This window comes from Mesorhizobium sp. M0898 (assembly GCF_040319695.1).
Lineage (GTDB): Bacteria > Pseudomonadota > Alphaproteobacteria > Rhizobiales > Rhizobiaceae > Mesorhizobium.
Map to the genome: position 1 here is coordinate 156,128 of NZ_JAMYOE010000001.1, position 22,625 is coordinate 178,752.

Here is a 22,625-nt window from a genome sequence, read left to right on the forward strand (position 1 = left end):
TCTAGGAGAGCGACGTTTCGATCAGCTGAACTTCTGCCTCCTGGCAGATCTTACGCACCGACGGGATGTCGCAACGATCGGTGATAAAGGTGTTGACCTGCGACAGATGGCCGATGCGGACGGGCGCGGTGCGCTCGAATTTGGTCTGGTCCGACACCAGGATCACATGTCGGGCGTTGGCGATGATCGCCTGAGCCACCTTCACCTCGCGAAAATCGAAGTCGAGCAGTGCGCCGTCATGGTCGATGGCCGAGGCGCCGATCACCGCAAAATCGACCTTGAACTGCCTGATGAAATCGACCGCGGCCTCGCCGACCACACCGCCGTCGGAACCGCGCACGACACCGCCGGCGATCACCACCTCGATCGAAGGATATATACGCATCCTGTTGGCAACATTGATGTTATTGGTGATGACCATCAGGCCGCTGTGATCGAGCAGCGACTTGCTGACAGCTTCCGTCGTTGTCCCAATATTGATGAACAGAGACGCGTTGTCGGGGATCAGCCGGGCTGCTGCGCGGCCGATCGCCTCCTTCTCCTCGGCGGCGATCTTGCGCCGAGCCTCATATTCCATGTTCTCGATGCCGGAGGGGAACAATGCCCCGCCATGGATGCGGGACAAGAGCCGCTGGTCGCAGAGATCGTTGAGATCCTTGCGGATCGTCTGCGGCGTCACGTTGAAATGCGTCGCCAGCTCCTCGACCAGTACGCGGCCATGGTCCTTGGCCATCTGGATGATTTCGGAATGACGCGGCGACAGATACATCTAGCAACCTCTCATTTTCGTTTTTCTCGTTTATAGCTGAAAACGAAAGCCATGAACAGGTATGGGCCGACTAATGAAAATCGGGCGACTGCAGCGAGAAAAGCTCCGGTGCAATCTCGACGAGGCTATCAACTCAGCCCCCGCGCGATCTCAGTGATGACCGAGAAAGCAGTATCGACGTCCGCCGCAGTCGTTTCGAACTGCCCGACCTGAAAGCGGATCGCCACCTGCCCGTCCACCCGGGTCTGCGTCAGGTAAATGCGGCCGTCATCGTTGATCGCGCTGACCAACCGCAAATTGTGCTCGTCAGAGTCGATGGCCGCAACCGCGAGATGGCGGAATGAGAATAGCGACAGCATGGGTTCCGTGACGATCTCGAAATCCGGTTCCCGAGCCAGCCGCGCGGCGAGGCTCTCGCTCCAGGCAACATGGTTGCGGATCATGTTCCGCAGATTTTCCAAGCCATACGCACGCAGCAGGAACCAAAGTTTCAGAGCGCGGAACCTCCGTCCGAGCGGCACCGACCATTCGGAGTAGTTGATGACCCCGTCGCGGCCATGCGTTTTCAGGAATTCGGGCTTGATCGCCAGCGTGCGGACCAGCTCTTCCGGCTGGCGGATGAACTGCATCGAGCAATCGAACTGTGCCCCCAACCATTTATGCGGGTTGAAGACGATGGAATCGGCATTTTCGGCGCCGGTCCAGAAATGCCGGAACTCGTGGCAGATCATGGCGGAGCCGGCCCATGCGGCATCGACATGCAGGTAGAGCCCGTGCCGCTTCGCCACCTCGGCAACAGCCGCCACATTGTCGGTGCCGCCGGTACTTGTGCCGCCGACGCTGGCGATGATGCCCGCCGGCAGCATGCCGTTTTCGCGGTCGGTAACGATCGCGGCTTCCAGAGCCGCCGTCTGCATGGCGCGGAAGCGTCCGGCGACCGGAATGCGCACGAGGTTCGCCTCGCCGATGCCCGACACCCAGATCGCCCGGTCGATAGAAGTATGGACCTGGTCGGAAGAATAGATCCGCACGACCGGCTGCCCTTGCAAGCCGTTCTTGTTGCCTTGCCAGTCGAGCGCGCGCTCGCGCATTGTCAGCACGGCGGCAAGCGTCGCCGATGAAGCCGAATCCTGCATGACGCCGGAAAATCCCTCCGGCAAACCAAGCGCCTGCCGCATCCAGTCGACGACACGCGTCTCGAGCTCGGTTGCCGCCGGCGAGGTCTGCCAGAGCATGCATTGCGCGGCCATCGCGGAAACCAGATACTCGGCCACGACGGAGACCGGTGCCGCGTTAGCCGGGAAATAGGCGAAGAAACGCGGATGCTGCCAGTGCGTCATGCCCGGCAAGATCTTTTGTTCGAAATCGGCGAAGATTGCCTGCATCGTTTCGCCGTCTTCCGGCGGCGCGGCATCGATGCTTTTGAAGATTTCGCCCGGCTCGACAAGCGGCCGCACCGGTTTTTCGCGAAGGCTGTTTCTGTAGTCGGCGCCCCATTCAGCCGCTCGCAGCGACCATTCGCGGAATTCGTTGCTATTCATCTTCGCCTCCGTAGCGCCTCATCGAGCCGCGATCAAAGAGCACGAAAAACGAAGGTTTTCATTCGGGAAAATCAGGCAGACTGGCAAAGGCGGTCTTCAGCGCGTTCGACCAGCTATCCGAGATCGTACGATAATATTGATCGTCCTGGGTTATTCGCTTTTTGAGGCCGACCTTGAAAGTGTCCTTTTCATAGAACAGCAGGTCGAGCGGCAGGCCGACCGACAGGTTCGACTTCAGCGTCGAGTCGAACGACACCAGCAGCAACTTCACCGTCTCGGCGAAACTCATGGTCCTTTCATACGCACGGATAATGATCGGCTTGCCGTATTTGGTCTCACCGATCTGGAAGAACGGCGTGTCGTCGGTGGATTCGATGAAATTGCCTTCCGGATAGATCATGAACAGGCGCGGCGCGCTGCCCTTGATCTGACCGCCGAGGATGAAGGAGGCGTTGAAGTAGGAATCCGCCTTTTCGCCCGCCGGCGACGAACTGGCGATGACCTCCTTGACGGTGTCTCCGACCAACCGGACTGTCTGGTACATGGAGGGCGTTTCGAGCAGTGTGGCACGGCGCTCCGCCACTGCCTTGGTGCGTTCGTCGAGCAGGCTGACCACGGCCTGCGTCGTCGCCAGATTGCCGGCCGACATCAAAACGATGACGCGCTCGCCCGGCTCTTCCCAGACATGCATCTTCCTGAAGGTCGAGATCGAATCCATGCCGGCGTTGGTGCGCGTGTCCGACATGAACACGAGCCCGCGATCGATCTTCAGGCCGACGCAATAGGTCATCGAATCACTTTGGCAACAATCTTGCCGGGGATTACTGCTCCACGGTGACGGTGACCGCAAGCTGTTCTTCCGCCTGTCCCAGCCGAATTCCAGATACCGGCGTGGCGTCGCGATAATCGCGGCCGGTCGCCACCTTCACATAACGCTCGTCCGGAGAAATGCCGTTGGCGACATCGAAGGCGACCCAGCCGAGGCCCGAGACATGCGCCTCGGCCCAGGCGTGGCTTGCCGCCTGCTCGATGGCCGCATCCATCATCAGGTAGCCGCTGATATAGCGGGCCGGAAAATCCATGGCACGCGCCGCGGCAACGAAGATGTGGCTGTGGTCCTGGCAAACGCCGGTCTTGAGCGCCAGGGCCTCTTCGGCCGGCGTCGTCACGTTGGTGGTGTCCGGCGTATAAGCGACGCGCTCGCCGATCACCGCCATCAACCGGTGCAGCCTTTCGATGTCGGTACCCTTGCCGATCGAGGCAGCAAGCTCGCGAATGCCGCTTCCGATCGTCGTCAGCGGCGTTTCCTGGCCGAACAGCCAGAGCGGCGCGAAACCCTGGTGCGGTCCGCAGACGCCAGCGGTGTCGCGCGTCACCACTTCGCCGGCTGCTTCGACGGTGATGAAGTCGCGCTCGCCCTCGACGCTCAACAGCCGGGTATCATTGCCGAAATGGTCGGTGAAGCGCACTTCCTCGCGTGCGCCTTCGATCCTCAGCGCCCAGGACAGCACCGTCTGGGTGCGCCCGTTCACCGGGAGCAGCCGCAAACGCTGCAACAGATAATGCACCGGCGCATCGTAGCGGTATTCCGTCAGGTGGGTGATCTTCAGCCGCATCGCACTCGTCCCTGGAGCATGAGCTTTTCCGAAAACCGGTCTCCGCTTTTTGGGGTCAGGCTCAATAGAACCTGTAATCCTGCGCGATCTCGTCGCCGAGCCTGGTGTTGTCGCGGATGAAATTGGCCAGGAATTCGTGCAGGCCGGCGTCGAAAATATCCTTGATTGACCCGGCCGTCAGCATGGCCTGGGTCTTGGCAGCCGTCGCATGGCAGGCGTGGCGCTCCCCATAGTCGTCACCCAGGAATTTGAGATGCTCCGTCAGGAAGCGGTAGCAAAAGGTCAGCGAGCGCGGCATGCGGACGTTGAGGATCAGATAATCGGCGATGTTGCTCGGCTTGTAGTCGGCATCATAGACCCAGCGATAGGAACGGTGCGCCGACACCGAGCGCAGGATCGATTCCCATTGGTAGTTGTCGAGCGTCGAGCCGACCCAGGAGATCGACGGCAACAGCACGTAGTATTTCACATCCAGGATACGCGCGGTGTTGTCGGCGCGTTCGACATAAGTGCCGAGCTGCGAGAAATCGAAAATCTCGTTGCGCAGCATCGTGCCGTAGAACGAGCCGCGGATCAGCGCCGTCTCGCGCTTAATTGCGTCGAGCGCGTTGGGCAGGTCGCGCTCGTCGATCGGCTTGGCCAGCATCCGCTTCAGCGACATCCAGGCTTCGTTGATGCTTTCCCAGGTTTCACGCGTCAGTGCGGTACGCACCATGCGGGCATTGTTACGGGCCGTTTCGATAGACGACATCGTGCTCGACGGGTTCGACGTGTCGCGCAGCAGATAGTCGGCGACATTGGCGGCGGTGTAGTCGGAATATTTCTGCGTGAAGCTGGCGTCCGAACCGGCGCTGAGCAGCACCGAATTCCACTCCTCCGAAGCGTTCTGAGTACGAGTCAGCGCCATGCGCAAGCCGGCATCCACCAGCCGCGCCATGTTTTCCGCCCGCTCGATGTAGCGGTTCATCCAGTAAAGCCCGTTGGCGGTGCGGCCGAGAAGCATGTCAGGCGGTCCTGTGGTGAATAGTGAATAGTGAATGGTGAATGGTGACTATCCGGATTCCAGGGCACGATTCCGCGCGCTTCACTTTCGGGCATTTCACCAACATCAACGACCCATATCCTTACCTATTCACTATTCACTATTCACTATTCACTATTCACTACTTCCACTCTAATCATCCAACACCCACGTATCCTTCGTGCCCCCGCCTTGCGAGGAATTGACGACCAGCGAGCCTTCCTTGAGCGCTACTCGGGTCAGCCCGCCGGGCACGATCTGGATACGGTCGGAAACCAGCACATAGGGGCGCAGATCGACATGGCGCGGCGCCAGCCCCTTGTCCGTCAGGATCGGACAGGTCGACAGCGCAAGCGTCGGCTGGGCGATGTAGTTCGACGGTTTTGCCGCGACCTTTTTGGAAAACTCTTCGCGTTCCTTCTTGGTCGCCGCCGGGCCGACCAGCATGCCGTAACCGCCGGAGCCGTGGACTTCCTTGATCACCAATTCATCGATATGCTCGAGCACGTATTTCAGGCTGTCCGGCTCCGAGCAGCGCCAGGTCGGGATGTTGCCGAGGATCGCCTTGCGGCCGGTGTAGAATTCGACGATCTCGGGCATGTAGGAATAGATCGCCTTGTCGTCGGCGATGCCGGTTCCCGGCGCATTGGCGATCGTGATGTTGCCGGCGCGGTAGACGTCCATAATGCCCGGCACGCCAAGTGCCGAGTCGGGGCGGAAGGTCAGCGGATCGAGGAACGAGTCGTCGACACGACGGTAAAGCACGTCGATCTGCTTGTAGCCCTCGGTGGTGCGCATCGCGACATGGCCATCGACGACGCGCAGATCCTGCCCCTCGACAAGCTGCACGCCCATCTGGTCGGCAAGGAAAGCATGTTCGAAATAGGCCGAGTTGAAGCTGCCCGGCGTCAGCACGGCAATGGTCGGCGCGCCCTTGGTGCTTTGCGGCCGCACTGCCGCCAGCGACTGGCGCAAGAGCTGCGGGTAATTCTCAACCGGCCGCACCTTGATCTGCTGGAACAGCTCGGGAAAGAGCTGCATCATCGTCTCGCGGTTCTCCAGCATGTAGGAGACGCCGGACGGCGTGCGCGCGTTGTCCTCCAGCACGTAGAACTCGTTCTCGCTGATGCGTACGATGTCGACGCCGATGATGTGGGTATAGACGCCGGCCGGCGGCCGCACCCCGATCATCTCGGGCAGGAACGCCTCGTTCTTGGCGATCAACTCCTTCGGCACCCGGCCGGCGCGTAAGATCTCCTGGCGATGGTAGATGTCGTCGAGAAAGGCGTTCAGCGCCTGGACGCGCTGCTCGATGCCTTGCGTCAGCCGTCGCCATTCGTTGCCCGAAATGATGCGCGGAACGATATCGAAGGGTATCAGCCGCTCCGATGCTTCCTGCTCGCCGTAGACGGCGAAAGTGATGCCTGTCTTGCGAAAGACGCGTTCGGCGTCCTGCATCTTCTCGGTAAGTCTGGCCGGGTCCTGTTCCTTCAGCCAGCGATCGTAAGCCGAATACGGTTTTCTCAGCCCGGAAACTTCCGGAAGCATTTCATCGAACGCTGCCAATCGCATACTCCCCTGTGGCGCCATTTCACTGGCCTGGCTGGAGAAAATCAAGCGCAATCGGTGATTTGTTGGGCGCCGGCGATCAGTATATCGCACTTGCCTAAAATTAAGGCAGCACCAATAGGGCCTTGATCAGGCTTTGCCTGGTGTCCGGGCACATGCCGGATGCGGATCAAAACGCGCGAAAGGTGACGACCGTGAACGTGTCCTTGATGCCGGGAAGAATCTGCACTTTCTCGTTGACGAAGTGGCCGATGTCTTCCTCGTCGTCGACATAGAATTTGGCGAGCAGGTCGTAGTTTCCGGCTGTCGAGTAGATTTCCGAAGCGATCTCGGCATCGGCCAGGGCGCTGGCAACGTCGTAGGCCTTGCCCAGATCGCATTTTATCTGCACGAAAAATGCCTTCATTGCCTGGTCCTGCTCACATCGCACGCTCTAATCGAGCGGCCCTTGTGGCAGACTGCCGCCCGGCTTTCAAGCATCGGCAATCGCTCAGGCTGTTCTCGCCTCGACAATGCTTTCTCGGCTCGGACACGGACTGCCACGCCGAATGTTTGCGCTCGGCTGAAACCCTGAAGCACTGCAAAGCGTATGGTATCATGTACCTTCAGGCAGCGATTTCTCAGGGACAACGGAGACAGGCCATGCGCCGCGCGTTTTTCGCATTCGCAGTCGTTCCATTCATTTTCGCATCCCAGGCCTTTGCTGGCGACGCCGAAGTCAAAGCGGCGCAGACAGTCATCGATGGGCAGTTGAGGGCGTTCATCGCCAATGACGGAATGACGGCCTACAGCTTTGCTGCACCGAATGTGAAACGCATCTTTCCGACCGTCGATACCTTCATGAACATGGTGACAAAAGGCTATCCGCCGGTGCGCCAACCGCAGACCTACTCCTTCGGCAAAGTTCGCGAGACGAGCCCGACCTCGATCATCCAGCAAGTGCTGATCGTCGGCCCGGATGGCAAGGACTACGAGGCGGTCTACACGCTCGAACTACAGCCTGACGGCAGCTTTCGGATCACCGGCTGCAGCCTGCGTGCGTCCACGTCGCTCAGCACCTAAAGGGGTGTTTCAATCCTGTCGCCGGTAGAGCGTCCAGCTCAGGCCTGAAAACCCCCAATGCCTCGACGCATCGGCCCGTTCATACGCCAGAGCGCATGCGGCCGTAGGTTGGACATGTTCGGCTTGTTTGTCCACGTCCCCTTCGAGGACCAGCCAGGCGGGCCGTTCGGTGCACATCCCGTCGTCTGTGACCAGCAATGCCCGACGATCCATTCGCGCCGCAAAATAGTTGACGACAATGGGGGTGCGGAAATTACCGTCGCTGGCATAGGTGGTTGCGCCGTTCCTGGTCATTTCATCAACGATAGCGGCGTAGGAGCCGCGTCCATATTGATAGAACTGAAGCAGCGACGAAATGCTTCCACTCACCACGATCGCCAGCGCTCCCATCGCAAGCAGCCTGGCAGTTCCGCGAGCATCCAGGCCGCGGCCAATCATCTCGCCGGCCCAGAGCAGCAGCAATGTTCCGCTGATGATGAAATAGCGCGGGAACTCAAGGTTGGGCAGATGCGCCGCCGCCATGAGCAAAGGCAGTCCGATAATCCCGATGGCATAAAGGCTGGCTCGACGACCGCGCCAGACACCGGCGGAGAGGCCGACAAGACCGCAGGCGGCAACGATATAGGGCCCGTCGCCAAACCAGGGTGGCAGGCCGAACAGAGAGCGGATCATCCCGCCATAGCCCTGCGCGAAGGCGGCAATCGAGAATGGCGAAACACCACCGACACTGAAGCCGAACAGCCTGCAGCCGACAAACACGCCGACAGCCAGCGGCAGCACGGCAAGCAAGCCCGGCAGGAAGATCGACGCCAGGTCCGCAACGACGCGGCCGACCTTCGCCGTACGCTGCCAGGCGAGCCAGGCGGTCCAGATTGCGAGGACCGCCACCATTCCGATCATTGTGAGATGGCACAGGAAGCCGAAAAGGATCGCCGCTGCCAAGGCCGCGCCAGACCACCGTCTATTGTCGAGCCGGCGCTCCAGAAAAACCACCGAGAGCAGCGTGAACAGCACAAGGCCGGCATAGCCGCGCGCCTCCGAGCCGTAATGGACCATTGGGTAGCTCACGGCAAACAACAGGCTTGTGGCAATCATCGCCTGTCGTCCGCGCGATGCGGCGCTCGCTGCCGCCGCACCGATCGTGGCAACACCTAATGCTATCGACAGACCTCGCTGGATCAGCGGCGAAGCATCGGGGCCAATGAGATAGAGATAGACCGAGTTGAGGAAATGATTGTTGTCGTGATTGACGCGCCAGAATATCTGGTCGATCGAGGTCAGCGGCTCGATCAGCGCAAAGCTCCAGATCTCGTCCAGCCAAAGGTCGCCGCGCGCGCCAAGCAAGCGCAAGACCAGGCCGGTCACTGCGATCGCCAGAATCGCAAGCAACGACCCAGCCGTCCATCGCTGAACCGCGATGGGGGTCGAAGGCGAAGGCTCGGCGATGCCGTTCGTCCGCACCGTCGTGCCAGGAACTGAAACTTGCCGCGAAACGAACAGGTTCTTGATCCTCGCCCGATGTCGTCCGGCAATGCTTATTGGGCAGTCGTTTCAAAACAGTTCATGGCAGGGACAACTCCTCCCTGGAGCCGGATTCCTGGCGAGCATGCCTACCGGACGGCGAGGTCACCGTTTGCCCATTGCTGCGTGATGATCTCGGCTTCTTCGGCGAACCTGCCAGCCTCGATCGCTTCACGAATGTCGCGCATCAGCTGCTGGTAATAGGACAGATTGTTCCAGGTCAGGAGCATCGCCCCAAGCGCCTCTTGCGAGCGCACCAGATGATGCAAATAGGCCCGCGAATAGTCGCGTGCGGCCGGGCAGTCGCTTGCCTCATCGAGCGGACGCGGATCGTCGGCATGGCGGGCGTTGCGCAGATTGACCTTGCCGCGCCGTGTGTAGGCTAGGCCGTGGCGCCCTGCCCGCGTCGGCATCACGCAGTCGAACATGTCGATGCCGCGCGCCACCGACTTCAAAATGTCGTCCGGGGTGCCGACGCCCATCAGGTAGCGCGGCCGGTCAGCCGGCAGCTCCGGGCAAGTGATGTCGAGCATCTCCAGCATCACCGCTTGCGGCTCGCCGACAGCCAGCCCGCCGATCGCGTAGCCCTTCAGCTCCATTGCCTTCAGCGCCTGCGCCGAGCGCAGCCGCAGATCCGGCACGTCGCCGCCTTGCACAATGCCGAACATCGCCTTGCCGGGCTGCTCGCCGAATGCCGTCTTGCAACGCTCGGCCCAGCGCAACGACAACTCCATGGCACGCTCGATCTCGTTCTGCTTGGCCGGCAGAGCCGTGCATTCGTCGAGCTGCATCTGGATGTCGGAATCGAGCAGCCCCTGGATCTCTATCGAACGCTCTGGCGACATCTCGTAGGCGCCGCCGTCGATATGCGAACGGAAGGTAACGCCGTTCTCGGTCAGTTTCCGCAGCTTCGACAGCGACATCACCTGGAAGCCGCCGCTGTCGGTCAGGATTGGATGCGGCCAGCGGGCGAATTCATGCAGGCCGCCGAGCCGCGCCACGCGCTCGGCGCCGGGTCTTAGCATCAGGTGGTAGGTGTTGCCGAGGATAATGTCCGAGCCGACGCCGCGCACCTGATCCATATACATGGCCTTCACCGTGCCGCCGGTACCGACCGGCATGAAGGCAGGCGTGCGGATTTCCCCGCGCGGCATGGTGATTGCACCACGCCGCGCCCTGCCGTCGGTCGCCAGCACCTTGAAGGTGAATGCGTCAGTCATTGAATTCCCTAGCCATCGAACTCCTTGTCGAATACCGGCGCGTCCGGGGCCTGCTTGTCGAGTGATTGCAGGTAGCGGATGCAGCCGCGCATGAATTTCGGCCACGGCGGCACGGCAATCGCCGGGTCGGTCTTTTCGGGCAAAAGTGACCAGAGGTCGGGATGGTGCCAGCACAGATCATGGCCGGTGGCGTCGCGGTGTTGGCGGATGCCGGCGCGCAGTTTCCTGACCTCGGCGATCAAGGCTTCCCGGTCGAAGGTTTCCAGGTCATCGTCCATCGGTATCCTCCCTGAACAGAAGACTTGCGTCTCCATAGGAATAAAACCTGTAGCGATTCTCGATGGCATGCGCATAGGCCGCCCGCATCGTCTGCAAACCGCAGAAGGCCGAAACCAGCATGAACAGCGTCGAACGCGGCAGATGGAAATTGGTCATCAGCAAGTCAGCGGTCTTGAAACGATAGCCGGGCGTGATGAAGATGTCTGTCGGGCCTGACCATGCGGCCAGCCTGCCGTCCTCGCCAGCCGCGCTCTCCAATAAGCGCAGCGATGTCGTGCCGACGGCGATAATGCGCCCTCCTTTTGCTTTCGCCGCATTCAGCGCCTCGGCGGTTTCCGGGCTGACCGAACCGGTTTCGGCGTGCATCTTGTGGTCGGCGGTGTCGTCCGCCTTCACCGGCAGGAACGTGCCGGCGCCGACATGCAGCGTGACGAAACGGCGCTCTATGCCCTTGGCGTCGAGCGTCGCAAACAGCTCCGGCGTGAAATGCAGCCCTGCCGTCGGCGCGGCGACCGCGCCCTCCTCCCTCGCATAAATGGTCTGATAGTCGCTGCGGTCGCGTTCGTCGTCGTCACGCTTGGAGGCGATGTAGGGCGGCAGCGGGATGTGGCCGACTGCATGCAGCGCCTCGTCAAGGAACGGACCTGACAGGTCGAAGCCGAGCAGCACCTCGCCGCCTTCTCCCTTCTCGATCACGGTCGCGTCGAGCTGGCCGAGAAGGCAGGAATTGGCGTCATGACCGAAATGGATACGATCGCCGGCGGCGATGCGCTTGCCCGGACGCATGAAGGCCAGCCAGCGGTCGGGCGCCATCCGCATATGCAGCGTGGCTTCGACCTGCGCCGCCGCCTCGCCGCGCCGCCTGATGCCTTTCAGCTGTGCCGGAATGACCTTGGTGTCGTTGAAGACCAGCACATCACCGGCCTTGAGCAGGGCCGGCAGGTCGCGCACCGTCCGGTCTTCGAGCCCCTCACCCGGCCTGACCACCAGCATCCTGGCACTGTCGCGCGGCTCGGCTGGGCGAAGCGCGATGCGCTCCTCCGGCAGATCGAAGTCGAAAAGGTCGACGCGCAAGAGATCCCCGCCTCAAGGTTCCGGGCAGGTCACCGCCCAGGCGCCGACACCGTCTATGCTCAATGTGCCGCCCATCGCGAAGCTGGACTGCTCGCTGGCCTTGACCAGCCGCAATTTGGCGACGATCGAGCTGATGCCTTCGTCGGTGAGGTCGATCAGCATGCGCTCGTCGTCTTCGAATGCCTGTCCAACGATGACTTTCGTTGAGCCTGGCTGTCCATCCGTGGTCCATGTCTTGCCGCCGGCATCCAGCCACACACGCGCGACCGCAATGACGGCCGTGTGTCCCATCAAAACGTCGATCGATGCCGCGCCGCCGTCGGCGCTGCAGACGATCGATTCCGTTGCCAGCGCCGGAGTGGCCGCCGCGACGAGCACAAATGCGATTGCCGCGACAGCCCGGCCGGTCATTTCACGTCGGCCGCGACCTTGAGCGACACGATCTTGTCAGGATCCTGCACCGGTTCGCCGCGCTTGATCTTGTCGACGTTGTCCATGCCTTCGATGACCTGGCCCCATACCGTGTACTGGCGGTTGAGGAAGGCGGCATCGTCGAAGCAGATGAAGAACTGCGAATTGGCCGAGTTCGGGTTCTGCGAGCGCGCCATCGAGCAGGTGCCGCGGCCGTGGTTGGCGTTGGAGAACTCGGCCTTCAGATCGGGTTTGTCGGAACCGCCAGTGCCGGCGCGCGATGGCGCGAAAGACGGCTTGTTGGAATTGCCGAACTTCACGTCACCGGTCTGCGCCATGAAGCCGTCGATGACGCGGTGGAAGACCACGCCGTCATAGGCGCCTTCGCGCGCCAGCTCCTTGATACGGTCGACATGGCCGGGCGCCAGATCTGGAAACAATTCGATGACGACCTTGCCCTTGGTCGTGTCCATGATAAGCGCGTTCTCGCGGTCCTTGATTTCGGCCATGTCAGAAATATCCTTTTGAACAATTGGGGTTACTTGCCGTCCGCGGCGATGCGCACCTTGATCATGCGATCGGGGTCGGTCACCGTGCCGTTCTGCGCCTCGTCGCCTTTCTTGATGTGGTCCACCAACTCCATGCCGCTGACGACATTGCCAACGATGGTGTACTGGCCATCGAGCGGCGGTGCCGGCGCGAACATGATGAAGAATTGCGAATTGGCGGAATTCGGATCGTCGGAGCGGGCCATGCCGACCACGCCGCGCTGGTAGTGCTCCGTGCTGGAGAATTCGGCCGGCAGGTCAGGAAGATCGGAGCCGCCGGTGCCGACAGCGTCGGCATTGAAGCCGCTCTTCATGTTGCCGAACTTGACGTCGCCGGTCTGCGCCATGAAGCCGTCAATGACGCGGTGAAAGGCGACGTTGTCGTAGGCGCCCTGGCGCACCAGCTTTTTGATCTGCGCGACGTGCTTCGGCGCAAGGTCGGGCCTCAGCGCGATGGTCACGTCGCCGTCCTTCAGCGTTACGATCATGGTGTTTTCCGGATCGGCGGCAAAGGCCGACACGGATGCGGTCACAAGACCGGCAAGCACGGCAAGCAAGAAGGCAAGCTTTTTCAGCTGCATGGGATCTTTCTCCGAATATCTTCGTTCATGCATGTCGTTACCCAAAGCCGGGTTCCACTTTGGGTGACATGCATTTTATTTCGCGAATTTGGCGGTGAGCGCGCCGGCCACGGCCGCCGGCACGAAGGGGCGGATGTCGCCTCCCATCGAAGCTATCTGGCGCACAAGTGTGGCGGTAATGGTGCGCACTGAAGGGCTGGCGGGCAGGAACACCGTCTGCAGCTCCGGCGCCATGGTCTCGTTCATGCCGGCCATCTGCATCTCATAGTCAAGGTCGGTGCCGTCGCGCAGGCCGCGGATCATGATCGAGGCGCCATGCTTCCTGGCCGCGTCGATTACCAACCCGTCGAAGGCGACTACTTTGATACGCGCACCGTCGCTGCCGAATTCTGCCTTCGCGGCCGTTTCGATCAGGCCAACCCGTTCCTCGAAGGAAAACAACGGCTTCTTGCCGGGATGGATGCCGATCGCCGCATAGATTGTATCCGCCACGGCCAGCGACGCCTTCAGCACGTCGAGATGGCCGTTGGTCAGCGGGTCGAAAGAGCCGGCATAAAGGGCGATGCGTTCGGTCATGGCAGGTGCTTCTAGCGAGCCTCTCTCCTAAAGGCAAATCCGATCGCCAGCCCGCGCCGTGAACCTTTTGGCCGACGTGAACGACAGATGAATGTGCCGCTCACAACAGCTTCACGCAGTGTTCACTAAGTTGCAGCTGCAGGAGATGAAACCAAACACCCATCTAGTCGTTGTTAGGCGCAGGAGAACACGCACATGCTGATCTACATGCTCGCCACCGCAATGACCGTCGCCATGCTGATCGCCACCGTATTCGGGTTGCATCAGGAAGCACAGCGCGTCCGCGCCAAGGCCAATACCAAGCGGTTCGAAGGCTTCGGCAACCGCAGGCCTTATCGCCGCTTCTAGATTGCGGGTGTCTTCACACGCCGGCCCACAGGGCTGGCGTCGTCGTGCCAAACTCACTCGACGGAAGTATCGGGCTCCCTACCATCGGCATCGGCAACAGCGCCGCTTTCAGCATTCTCTTCGATCTCTTCATCCGCTTGCGGTTCTGAAATTCGCTCCACCGAAACGACCTTCTCGCCCTCTGCGGTATTGAAGATGGTAACGCCCTTGGTGGCGCGGCTGGCGAAACGAATGCCGTTCACTGGAACACGGATAACGGTGCCGCCATCCGAAACCAGCATGATCTGATCGTCATTGCCGACCGGGAAGGTCGCCACCAGGCGGCCGATTTCGGCCGTTTTCGAGACGTCGGTGGCGCGAATACCCTTGCCGCCACGGCCGGTCAGGCGGAAATCGTAGGACGATGAACGCTTGCCGTAGCCATATTCCGTCACCGTCAACACGAACTGCTCGTGCGCCTTGAGGAACTCATAGCGGTCGTCGGAAAGCTCCGCCTCTTCGCCGACCTCTTCATTGGTGAGCTGGATTTCTTCCTCCTCGCCGGCCGCGATGTCAGCAGCGAGCCGGCGTTCGGCCACCACCCGCTTGAGGTAGGCGGCACGTTCCGCCGGCGGCGCATCGACATGCTCGATCACCGCCATCGAGATCACCCGGTCGCCATCGGCCATCGCAATGCCGCGCACGCCGACCGAATTGCGGCTCTGGAAGACGCGTACGTCGCTGACCGGAAAGCGGATGCACTGGCCGGAACTTGCCGTCAAAAGCACGTCGTCATTGTCGGTGCAGGTCTCGACGCCGAGGATCTCGTCGCCTTCCTCGTCCAGCTTCATGGCGATCTTGCCGTTGCGGTTGACCTGGACGAAGTCCGACAACTTGTTGCGACGCACGGTACCGCGCGTGGTGGCAAACATGACGTCGAGCTCGCCCCAACTCGTCTCATCCTCCGGCAGCGGCATGATCGTGGTGATGCGCTCGCCCTGTTCGAGCGGCAGCATATTGATCAGCGCCTTGCCGCGCGATTGTGGGTTGCCGATCGGCAGGCGCCAGACCTTTTCCTTGTAGACGATACCGCGCGAGGAGAAGAACAGCACCGGCGTGTGCGTGTTGGCGACGAACAGCCGGGTGACGAAATCCTCTTCTTTGGTCGACATGCCGGAGCGGCCCTTGCCGCCGCGGCGCTGCGCCCGGTAGAGCGACAGCGGCACGCGCTTGATGTAGCCGGAATGGCTGACCGTGACGACCATGTCCTCGCGCTGGATCAGGTCCTCGTCTTCCATGTCCGCCCCGCCCTCGGCGAGCTCGGTACGGCGCGGCGTGCCGAACTCGTCGCGAACGGCGATGAGCTCGTCCTTGACGATCTGCTGGACGCGGGCGCGGGACGAGAGGATGTCCAGGTAGTCCTTGATCTCGTCGCCGATCGTGTTCAGCTCGTCGGCGATCTCGTCGCGGCCGAGCGCGGTCAGGCGCTGCAGGCGCAGTTCGAGGATGGCGCGCGCCTGCTCCTCGGAGAGATTGTAGGTGCCATCCTCGTTGATGCGATGGCGCGGATCGTCGATCAGAAGAATCAGCGATTCCACGTCGCCCGAAGGCCAGCGCCGCTCCATCAACTGCTCGCGCGCCGTCTGCGGGTCCGGAGCGCTGCGGATCAGCTTGATGACTTCATCGATGTTGGCAACAGCGATGGCAAGGCCGACCAGCACATGGGCGCGGTCGCGCGCCTTGCGCAGCAGGAATTTCGTGCGCCGGCTGATCACCTCCTCACGGAAGGCGACGAACGCCTTCAGCATGTCGGTCAGAGTCAGCAATTCCGGCTTGCCGCCGTTCAGTGCCACCATGTTGGCGCCGAAGGACGTCTGCAGCGGGGTGAAGCGGTAAAGCTGGTTGAGAATGACATCGGCGACGGCATCGCGCTTCAGTTCGATGACGACGCGGTAGCCCTGGCGGTCGCTCTCGTCGCGAATGTCGGAAATGCCTTCGATGCGCTTGTCGCGCACCAGCTCGGCCATCTTCTCGATCATCGACGCCTTGTTCACCTGATAGGGAACCTCGGTGATGACGATCGATTCACGATCGTTGCCGCGCGCCTCGACGTTGACGCGGCCGCGCATGACGATGGAGCCGCGGCCGGTCGAATAGGCGCTGTAGATGCCGGAGCGGCCAAGCACGATGCCGCCGGTCGGGAAATCCGGTCCCGGAATAATCTCCATCAGCGCCGGAAGGTCGATCGCCGGATTATCGATGAGGGCAATGGCGCCGTTGCAGACCTCGCCCAGATTGTGCGGCGGGATGTTGGTGGCCATGCCGACGGCGATACCGCCGGAGCCGTTGACCAACAGGTTCGGAAAGCGCGCCGGCAGGACTTTCGGTTCGCTGCCCGACGCATCGTAAGTGTCCTGGAAATCGACGGTGTCCTTGTCGATGTCTTCCAGCAACTCATGCGCGACCTTGGTCAGCCGCGATTCCGTGTAGCGCATCGCCGCCGGCGGATCGCCGTCGATCGAGCCGAAATTGCCCTGCCCGTCGATCAGCGGCACGCGCAGCGACCAATCCTGCGCCATGCGCACCAAAGCGTCGTAGATAGAGGCGTCGCCATGCGGATGGTATTTACCCATCACGTCGGCGACCGGGCGTGCCGATTTCACATATTTGCGGTTCCAGTGATAGCCGCTCTCATAGGCAGCGTAGAGGATGCGGCGATGCACCGGCTTGAGGCCATCGCGCACGTCCGGCAATGCGCGGCTGACGATCACGCTCATGGCGTAGTCGAGATAGGAGCGCTGCATCTCCTCGATGATGGATATCGGCTCGATGCCGGTGGGGCCGCCGTCGGCGCCGCGCGGTGTCTTTTGGTCGGTCAAATCGGATCACAATCTAATCAGGAATCACTTGGTGCTTATATAGGAAGCCAGCCTGAAACTCCAACAATCGCGGCAGTTTTCCAGTGTGGTTTTTAGCGGCAAATTCAAAAGGATAAACCAATTGCGACGATATGGCCGTGGCACCATTTTCACGGGCCTCGCCGGCGGGCGCGATAAGTACCCGGCGCCTCGCCCATCAGCCGCCGGAAACGGCGATTGAAGGTTGATAGATCGTTGAATCCCGCCGAAAAGGCAATCGCCGAAATCGTCCGATCCGACGTCCGCAGACGCACGGCTGCCCTGTGCAGCCGCGCTCTCAGCAGGAATTGGTAGGGCGTCATACCGGCAACGTGCCGGAAGGTGCGCAGGAAATGGTAAGGGCTGGTGGCGGTCTCGTCGGCGAGTTCGGCAAGCGAGATCGGCCGGTCGGCATCGACTTCGATGCGCCGCACCGCTTCGGCGACACGCTTCTGGTCACGGCGGCTCGGCGTCCGCCCCCGATCCGTAGCGCTGCAAGCCGCTGTTACCGCGGCACCGGCAATGCGCAGGGCGAGTTCCTCGAACGCGCCGGTGTCGGCCATCTCGCGCGCCGCCTCCGCTTCGGCAAGCAGCGACACCAGCGCCGGCAAGGGCGGCAGGCGCGGCGTGCCGAAATCGAGCGTCTTGGCGCCCGGCACGTCGGCGACGATCCGCTCCATATAGGCCGGTCCGAAATGGAAGGAGAGGCAACGGTCGCCGGCGCCATGCTCGTGCCCGCATTCGTAGCATGTGCCGGGATTGCCGAGCAGGAGCGCGCCTGGCGCCAGCATCGCCGTGCCCTCGCGCGCACGATAGCGGAAGGTGCCGTTGGTTACGGCGGCAACGCAGAAATCCCGATGCTCCTCCTCGAATGGCCTGTCGGCGGCGCTAGCGGTGCAGATGACATCCGACACCTGCCAGCCTCGGCCCGACGCCAGCCCGTGCGCGCTCGTCGTCATCGCCGAAACATAGCAACTTTTCCCAAGCGCAGAACCCCTGTCGGCCTCTATGCTTGCCGGTCTCCTGACAAGATGAGAGCGAAGCCATGTCCAATTCCTTTACCACGGTGCTGCACAGCGATGGGCCCGTACCGGCCCTTGCCGAGAAACTGAATCTTTATGGCCGCTTCGTCGGCGCCTGGACGTTCGACGCCACGCGCCATCTCGAGGACGGTCAGGTGCTGACCGGGCGCGGCGAAGTGCATTTCGGCTGGGTGCTCGAAGGCCGCGCGATCCAGGACGTATGGATCCTGCCTGCCCGTGACGCCGGCCCCTCGCCCTCGCTCGGCAAATGGACCTTCTATGGCACGACGTTGCGTGTCTATGATCCCGGCGTTGACGCCTGGCACATCTTCTGGAGCGATCCGCGCAATCAGTACTACAGCCGCCAGCTCGGCCGTGCCGAGGGCGACACCATCATCCAGCAAGGCGCAGACGGCACCGGATCTGCTGTGCGCTGGAGCTTTTCGCGCATCACCGAAAATTCGTTCCGCTGGCTGGGCGAACGCTCACAGGACGACGGCGCCACCTGGCGTCTCGAAGTCGAGTTTCTGGCGCGCCGGGCCGTCAGCCCCTGATCCGCACGGTTTCCACTGCCTCCGCTTTGCTCTACCAATCCCGTTATCCGGCTTTGCCGGCGGGGGAGGGTCAGCATGCCGAGCTTCGACAGCCTGTTCAACGCCTTCGTCACCATACTGGTGACGATCGATCCGCCCGGCCTGGCGCCGCTCTTCCTCGCCGTGACCCGCGGCATGAACCGCGAGGAGCGCAACCAGGTCTCCGTGCGCGCCTCGGTCATCGCCTTCCTGGTAATGGCGTTGTTCGCAATCGCCGGCGCGTCGATCCTGTCAGTCTTCGGCATCACTCTGCCGGCCTTCCGCGTCGCCGGCGGCTTTCTGCTGTTCTTCATCGCCTTCGAAATGGTGTTCGAGCGCCGGCAGGACCGCAAGGAGAAGATCGGCGACGTCGCCATCACCAGGGACATGATCCACAACATCGCCGCCTTTCCGCTGGCGATCCCGCTTATTGCCGGTCCCGGCGCGATTTCGGCGACCGTCCTGCTCTCAAGCTCGTTTCAGGGTTTGGGCGCGCAGACAGCCCTTGTCGGCATCATCGCCATCTGCCTCGTCATCACCTACCTGGTGTTCGTGCTGTCAGAGCGCATCGACCGTATCCTCGGCCAAACCGGCCGTTCGATCCTGACAAGGCTGCTCGGCGTCATCCTGGCGGCGCTCGCCGTACAGTTCGTCGCCGACGGCATCAAGGCGCTGATGGCGACGTAGGAACAGCCCTACTTCGCTGTCGTTTCAATGACTTCGAAGTCGTGGGTAATCTCGGCAGTCTTGGCCATCATTGCCGAGGCCGAGCAGTATTTCTCGATCGAAAGCCCGATCGCCCGCTTCACCTTGTCGTGTGATAGCGCCCGCCCCTTGACGACAAAATGCATGTGAATGCGGGTGAACACCCTGGGATCGGCTTCTGCACGGTCGGCATCGAGTTCGACCACGCAATCTTCGACCGCCTCGCGCCCCTTTTCGAGGATATGGACCACGTCATAGGCCGAGCAGCCGCCAGTGCCGATCAGCACCAGTTCCATTGGGCTCGGCCCCGGCGTCTTGCCCTCCGGCCCGAACGCAGTGCCTAGCACCAGCTTGTGCCCATTGGCGGACTCGCCAACGAAAGTGCGCTCCTCGACCCATTTGACCCTTGCCTTCACCTGATACGTCCTTTCACCGCTCAAACGCACAACGTCCCAAAAATCCAAGACAGATTTTCGGGACGCCATTTCGTGGCCAAGGTGCCGGCGCTTTTCGCCGCAAGGGCAGTCCGCTCCGAGAAATCAGAACGGGATTTCGTCGTCCAGCTCGCGCGACGAACCACCGCCGCCGCCCTTGTTGGCGCCACCGCGATTGAAACTTTCGCCCGGGCCGGACTGGCCGAAATCGGAACCGCGGCTCGCACCACCACCGGCATAGTTGCCGACCTGGCCGCCGCCCTCGCCCCGCGCATCGAGCATCTGCAGCTCGCCGCGGAATTTCTGCAACACGATTTCGGTCGTATAGCGGTCATTGCCGGTCTGGTCCTGCCATTTGCGCGTCTGCAGCTGGCCCTCGACATAGACCTTCATGCCCTTCTTCAGATACTGCTCGGCCACCTTGGCGATCTGGTCGTTGAAGATCACGACATTGTGCCACTCGGTCTTTTCCTTGCGCTCTCCGGACGTCTTGTCGCGCCAGCTTTCCGACGTCGCGATGCGGATGTTGACGACCGGGTCACCCGAATTCAGGCGGCGGATTTCAGGGTCCGCCCCGAGGTTGCCCACCAGAATGACCTTGTTGACGCTACCCGCCATGATACTTCTCCGCGCTCATCCGAAACCGAATTTTTGTCGCCGCACCTTACAGGCTATGGACAATCCCTGCCTGCCGTCGCTGCCTTTTCCCACAAGGTTTTTGTTCTCTTTTCGTTCTATAGGAGAGGCCCTGCACTGTCAATAGTTGTCAGTAAGAAGTAGTGTCTTGGCGTCGAATTTCCACAGACCATGGGATCGAGGCGAACGCATGAAGATGGTTGCGCATAACGATCAGCCGCAAGAAGAGTGGCGGACGGGAGTAAAGACCCGCATGCATGTCTCTGCCCGCAACGGCGCAACTCAACTTTGCATGTTTGAACAATGGGTCGAACCCACCGTTGGCGCCCCGACACATTGGCACCCGGTCGAGGAAGTACTTACCGTCATCGCTGGCAGGGCCGAGATGTGGATCGACGAAGAGCATCTCGTCTTGACTGCCGGACAGTCGCTTGTTGTCGCCGCGTACAGGCAACATGGCTTCCGAAACGTCGGCTCCGAATTGCTTCATATTCATGTTGTGCTCGCGTCACCAGTTTTCGAGGCGACGTTCAACGGATCCCCCGACATGGTGAGACGCTGGCTTCCAGCGAGTTTGTAAAACCTCGCCTGTCTTAAAAAATACCGCCTGTCTTAAAAAACACGGCTTGCCAAACCGATAAGTATTGACTTATGCTTTCGGCATGATCGAAGCAGACATTTTTCGGGCACTAGCGGATCCAACGCGTCGCGCCGTCTATGAGCGGCTCGCCGACGGCGAGATGACGGTGTCGGAACTGCGCACTGGCATACCGGTATCGCAGCCGGCGGTATCGCAACATCTCGCAGTGCTGCGCGGCGCCGGCCTCGTGGTCGAGCGCCGGGCCGGTCGCAACGCCTATTACCGCGTCGATCCGAAGGGGCTTGCGCCACTGCTCGGCTGGATCGAACGCTACCGTGCGTTCTGGCCAGAGCGCATCGAAAGGCTCAAGACGGTTTTGAAGGACATGGACCAATGACCAACCGAGGCAAAGAACGCGCCGAAATGGCCGCAGACAAGATCGAGTTCGAGTGCGAGCTGCCCGAACCGCCGGAACAGGTGTGGCGGGCGCTGACGGTGCCGGACCTGCTCGCGGCCTGGATGATGCCGAACGACATCAAGCCCGAAATCGGCAACCGCTTTGCCTTTAAAGCGCCGAATGCGCCGATCGAGTGCGAAATCCTCGACGCGGATCCCGGACGGCTGCTGCGCTATTCCTGGCGGGAGCGGCCGACGCCCGGCGATACGCAGGTGCCGCCCGGCAATCCCCTGGACAGCGCAATGAACGACAGCCCAGTGGACAGCATCGTCACCTTTACGCTCGACCGCACCGTTTCCGGCGGCACGCATCTGCGCATCGTCCATGATGGTTTTGCTCGGGCAGCAGTGCCGGAGATCGCGATGGCAGGCGCCGGTTGCCGGCTTTCCTTTGACGCGCACACTCCCAGGCACAAGCAGATCGCCGCAAACACCCCGCGCCTCTTCCTGCGCGCGGCCTGAACGACAACAGTCAACGGAGACAACCGATGAGCGGCCTTGCCAATCTGGTGCCGATGGTGATCGAGCAGTCGAGCCGCGGCGAACGTGCCTTCGACATATTTTCGCGGCTGCTGCGCGAGCGCATCGTCTTCATCAACGGCCCGATCGATGACGGCACCTCAGCGCTGGTCTGCGCCCAGCTTCTGTCGTTGGAATCCGACAATCCCGACAAGGAGGTCTCGCTCTACATCAACTCGCCGGGCGGCGTGGTGACCAGCGGACGGAACTGAGGCGATTGAGCGCCCGCAATTTCAGCGCCATCGGTCTGGTCTTGCCGCTATCGCGGCACTATAGTCCGGCGATGACCGCCAGCTGCTCATCCAGCCTGTTATGCCTTGCCATCGCTACCGTTGCCGGCACGAACATGCTGGTGGGTATGGCACTTGCCCAAGATAATTCGACGTCTTCGCAAAAGGGCACCCTGCCCGGTGTGACCAGCGATTATCGCATCGCCGAGCCAGCGCCGCGGCCTGAGCCTGACGATATGGCTCTAGGCAGCGGCAACGGCACCTTCAAGATTGGCGATACCGACGTTCGGATTTCCGGTAGCATCACCATTGATGTCGCTACCGGCGGGGTCAGGCCCTCCAGCCGCTAAGTTCGCCTGGTGTGAACCACAAATATTGCGCTTCAAACGAACAGCCCCGCCATTGCTTTGCAACTGACGGGGCTTTCTTGGATCTGAAATCCAAATTGCCGGGAGTGTA

General features: G+C 61.5%; 27 protein-coding genes and 1 pseudogene. 9 read left to right on the forward strand and 19 right to left on the reverse strand.

Annotated elements, in window-relative coordinates; genetic code table 11:
• Position 1: 1 nt before the first annotated feature.
• The 7 genes from NKH90_RS00825 to NKH90_RS00855 all read right to left on the reverse strand — a co-directional run bounded on the left by NKH90_RS00825 (position 2) and on the right by NKH90_RS00855 (position 6,922).
• Positions 2 to 769 carry a DeoR/GlpR family DNA-binding transcription regulator gene (locus tag NKH90_RS00825; RefSeq protein WP_023674889.1) on the reverse strand — a complete coding sequence of 256 codons (768 nt, stop codon included), beginning with the start codon at positions 767 to 769 and terminating at the stop codon, positions 2 to 4.
• A gap of 128 nt (positions 770 to 897) precedes the next feature.
• Positions 898 to 2,310 carry a pyridoxal phosphate-dependent decarboxylase family protein gene (locus tag NKH90_RS00830; RefSeq protein WP_352816617.1) on the reverse strand — a complete coding sequence of 471 codons (1,413 nt, stop codon included), beginning with the start codon at positions 2,308 to 2,310 and terminating at the stop codon, positions 898 to 900.
• A 58-nt stretch (positions 2,311 to 2,368) separates the two neighbouring features.
• Positions 2,369 to 3,100: a proteasome-type protease gene (locus NKH90_RS00835; protein ID WP_254817354.1), complete on the reverse strand. Its 732-nt coding sequence runs from the start codon at positions 3,098 to 3,100 to the stop codon at positions 2,369 to 2,371.
• 31 nt (positions 3,101 to 3,131) lie between these two features.
• Positions 3,132 to 3,926, reverse strand: coding sequence for a transglutaminase family protein (locus tag NKH90_RS00840; RefSeq protein ID WP_352816620.1), 795 nt, complete (start codon positions 3,924 to 3,926; stop codon positions 3,132 to 3,134).
• A 61-nt stretch (positions 3,927 to 3,987) separates the two neighbouring features.
• Complete coding sequence (locus tag NKH90_RS00845) at positions 3,988 to 4,929, reverse strand: alpha-E domain-containing protein (protein WP_023674885.1); 942 nt, start codon at positions 4,927 to 4,929, stop codon at positions 3,988 to 3,990.
• Positions 4,930 to 5,100: 171 nt separating this feature from the next.
• A complete protein-coding gene (locus NKH90_RS00850; RefSeq protein ID WP_352816623.1) occupies positions 5,101 to 6,513 on the reverse strand; it encodes a circularly permuted type 2 ATP-grasp protein in 1,413 nt (470 codons plus the stop codon).
• 172 nt (positions 6,514 to 6,685) lie between these two features.
• Positions 6,686 to 6,922, reverse strand: coding sequence for an Lrp/AsnC ligand binding domain-containing protein (locus NKH90_RS00855; RefSeq protein ID WP_023674883.1), 237 nt, complete (start codon positions 6,920 to 6,922; stop codon positions 6,686 to 6,688).
• Between the two features lie 236 nt (positions 6,923 to 7,158).
• Between NKH90_RS00855 and NKH90_RS00860 the strand changes: the two genes are divergently transcribed.
• A complete protein-coding gene (locus NKH90_RS00860) occupies positions 7,159 to 7,578 on the forward strand; it encodes a DUF4864 domain-containing protein (protein ID WP_352455762.1) in 420 nt (139 codons plus the stop codon).
• Positions 7,579 to 7,587: 9 nt separating this feature from the next.
• Here the strand turns inward: NKH90_RS00860 and NKH90_RS00865 are convergent, their stop codons facing one another.
• The 8 genes from NKH90_RS00865 to coaD form a co-directional block, all read right to left on the reverse strand.
• Positions 7,588 to 8,967, reverse strand: coding sequence for a glycosyltransferase family protein (locus NKH90_RS00865; RefSeq protein ID WP_352682859.1), 1,380 nt, complete (start codon positions 8,965 to 8,967; stop codon positions 7,588 to 7,590).
• 221 nt (positions 8,968 to 9,188) lie between these two features.
• Entirely contained in the window at positions 9,189 to 10,319 is a 1,131-nt protein-coding gene (tgt, locus tag NKH90_RS00870; RefSeq protein WP_352502505.1) for a tRNA guanosine(34) transglycosylase Tgt, read from the reverse strand.
• 8 nt (positions 10,320 to 10,327) lie between these two features.
• Positions 10,328 to 10,597 (reverse strand): hypothetical protein, encoded by a 270-nt coding sequence (locus NKH90_RS00875; RefSeq protein ID WP_352816625.1) that lies wholly within the window; start codon positions 10,595 to 10,597, stop codon positions 10,328 to 10,330.
• Complete coding sequence (queA, locus tag NKH90_RS00880) at positions 10,587 to 11,672, reverse strand: tRNA preQ1(34) S-adenosylmethionine ribosyltransferase-isomerase QueA (RefSeq protein WP_352540593.1); 1,086 nt, start codon at positions 11,670 to 11,672, stop codon at positions 10,587 to 10,589. Before queA ends, NKH90_RS00875 begins: the two co-directional genes overlap by 11 nt.
• A 12-nt stretch (positions 11,673 to 11,684) precedes the next feature.
• Positions 11,685 to 12,083: a hypothetical protein gene (locus NKH90_RS00885; protein WP_352682863.1), complete on the reverse strand. Its 399-nt coding sequence runs from the start codon at positions 12,081 to 12,083 to the stop codon at positions 11,685 to 11,687.
• Positions 12,080 to 12,592, reverse strand: a complete 513-nt coding sequence (locus NKH90_RS00890; RefSeq protein ID WP_352471694.1) for a peptidylprolyl isomerase — start codon at positions 12,590 to 12,592, stop codon at positions 12,080 to 12,082. The genes NKH90_RS00885 and NKH90_RS00890 overlap by 4 nt, the downstream gene beginning before the upstream one ends.
• 29 nt (positions 12,593 to 12,621) lie before the next feature.
• On the reverse strand, positions 12,622 to 13,212 hold the full coding sequence (locus tag NKH90_RS00895) for a peptidylprolyl isomerase (protein ID WP_352471695.1): 591 nt from the start codon (positions 13,210 to 13,212) through the stop codon (positions 12,622 to 12,624).
• Between the two features lie 75 nt (positions 13,213 to 13,287).
• Positions 13,288 to 13,788: a pantetheine-phosphate adenylyltransferase gene (coaD, locus tag NKH90_RS00900; protein WP_352448768.1), complete on the reverse strand. Its 501-nt coding sequence runs from the start codon at positions 13,786 to 13,788 to the stop codon at positions 13,288 to 13,290.
• A gap of 195 nt (positions 13,789 to 13,983) precedes the next feature.
• On the opposite strand from coaD, the gene NKH90_RS00905 reads away from it, so the two are divergent.
• Positions 13,984 to 14,136 carry a hypothetical protein gene (locus tag NKH90_RS00905; RefSeq protein WP_352540595.1) on the forward strand — a complete coding sequence of 51 codons (153 nt, stop codon included), beginning with the start codon at positions 13,984 to 13,986 and terminating at the stop codon, positions 14,134 to 14,136.
• A 53-nt stretch (positions 14,137 to 14,189) separates the two neighbouring features.
• On the opposite strand, the gene gyrA is transcribed toward NKH90_RS00905, so the two are convergent.
• Complete coding sequence (gene gyrA, locus NKH90_RS00910; RefSeq protein WP_352471697.1) at positions 14,190 to 16,994, reverse strand: DNA gyrase subunit A; 2,805 nt, start codon at positions 16,992 to 16,994, stop codon at positions 14,190 to 14,192.
• A 149-nt stretch (positions 16,995 to 17,143) separates the two neighbouring features.
• Positions 17,144 to 17,971, reverse strand: coding sequence for a helix-turn-helix transcriptional regulator (locus tag NKH90_RS00915; protein WP_352816630.1), 828 nt, complete (start codon positions 17,969 to 17,971; stop codon positions 17,144 to 17,146).
• Positions 17,972 to 18,057: 86 nt separating this feature from the next.
• Here NKH90_RS00915 and NKH90_RS00920 point away from each other — a divergent pair, with 86 nt between their 5' ends.
• Positions 18,058 to 18,588: a hypothetical protein gene (locus NKH90_RS00920; RefSeq protein ID WP_352816633.1), complete on the forward strand. Its 531-nt coding sequence runs from the start codon at positions 18,058 to 18,060 to the stop codon at positions 18,586 to 18,588.
• A gap of 75 nt (positions 18,589 to 18,663) precedes the next feature.
• The gene (locus NKH90_RS00925; protein ID WP_023674869.1) at positions 18,664 to 19,293 is read left to right on the forward strand and encodes a MarC family protein; all 630 of its coding nucleotides are present in this window, start codon (positions 18,664 to 18,666) and stop codon (positions 19,291 to 19,293) included.
• Between the two features lie 8 nt (positions 19,294 to 19,301).
• Here NKH90_RS00925 and NKH90_RS00930 read toward each other — a convergent pair whose 3' ends face one another.
• Entirely contained in the window at positions 19,302 to 19,727 is a 426-nt protein-coding gene (locus tag NKH90_RS00930) for an OsmC family protein (protein ID WP_023674868.1), read from the reverse strand.
• A gap of 123 nt (positions 19,728 to 19,850) precedes the next feature.
• Positions 19,851 to 20,363: a single-stranded DNA-binding protein gene (locus tag NKH90_RS00935; RefSeq protein WP_352448761.1), complete on the reverse strand. Its 513-nt coding sequence runs from the start codon at positions 20,361 to 20,363 to the stop codon at positions 19,851 to 19,853.
• A gap of 208 nt (positions 20,364 to 20,571) precedes the next feature.
• Here NKH90_RS00935 and NKH90_RS00940 point away from each other — a divergent pair, with 208 nt between their 5' ends.
• From NKH90_RS00940 to NKH90_RS00960, 5 genes and pseudogenes are all read left to right on the forward strand, one after another.
• Positions 20,572 to 20,961: a cupin domain-containing protein gene (locus tag NKH90_RS00940; protein ID WP_352816638.1), complete on the forward strand. Its 390-nt coding sequence runs from the start codon at positions 20,572 to 20,574 to the stop codon at positions 20,959 to 20,961.
• Between the two features lie 82 nt (positions 20,962 to 21,043).
• Positions 21,044 to 21,358, forward strand: coding sequence for an ArsR/SmtB family transcription factor (locus tag NKH90_RS00945; RefSeq protein ID WP_352448759.1), 315 nt, complete (start codon positions 21,044 to 21,046; stop codon positions 21,356 to 21,358).
• A complete protein-coding gene (locus tag NKH90_RS00950) occupies positions 21,355 to 21,879 on the forward strand; it encodes an SRPBCC family protein (protein ID WP_352816641.1) in 525 nt (174 codons plus the stop codon). Before NKH90_RS00945 ends, NKH90_RS00950 begins: the two co-directional genes overlap by 4 nt.
• A gap of 26 nt (positions 21,880 to 21,905) precedes the next feature.
• Positions 21,906 to 22,139 (forward strand): annotated as a pseudogene (locus NKH90_RS00955) (ATP-dependent Clp protease proteolytic subunit); the annotation flags it as partial.
• Positions 22,140 to 22,153: 14 nt separating this feature from the next.
• Entirely contained in the window at positions 22,154 to 22,516 is a 363-nt protein-coding gene (locus tag NKH90_RS00960; RefSeq protein WP_352816644.1) for a hypothetical protein, read from the forward strand.
• The last annotated feature ends 109 nt before the right edge of the window (positions 22,517 to 22,625 follow it).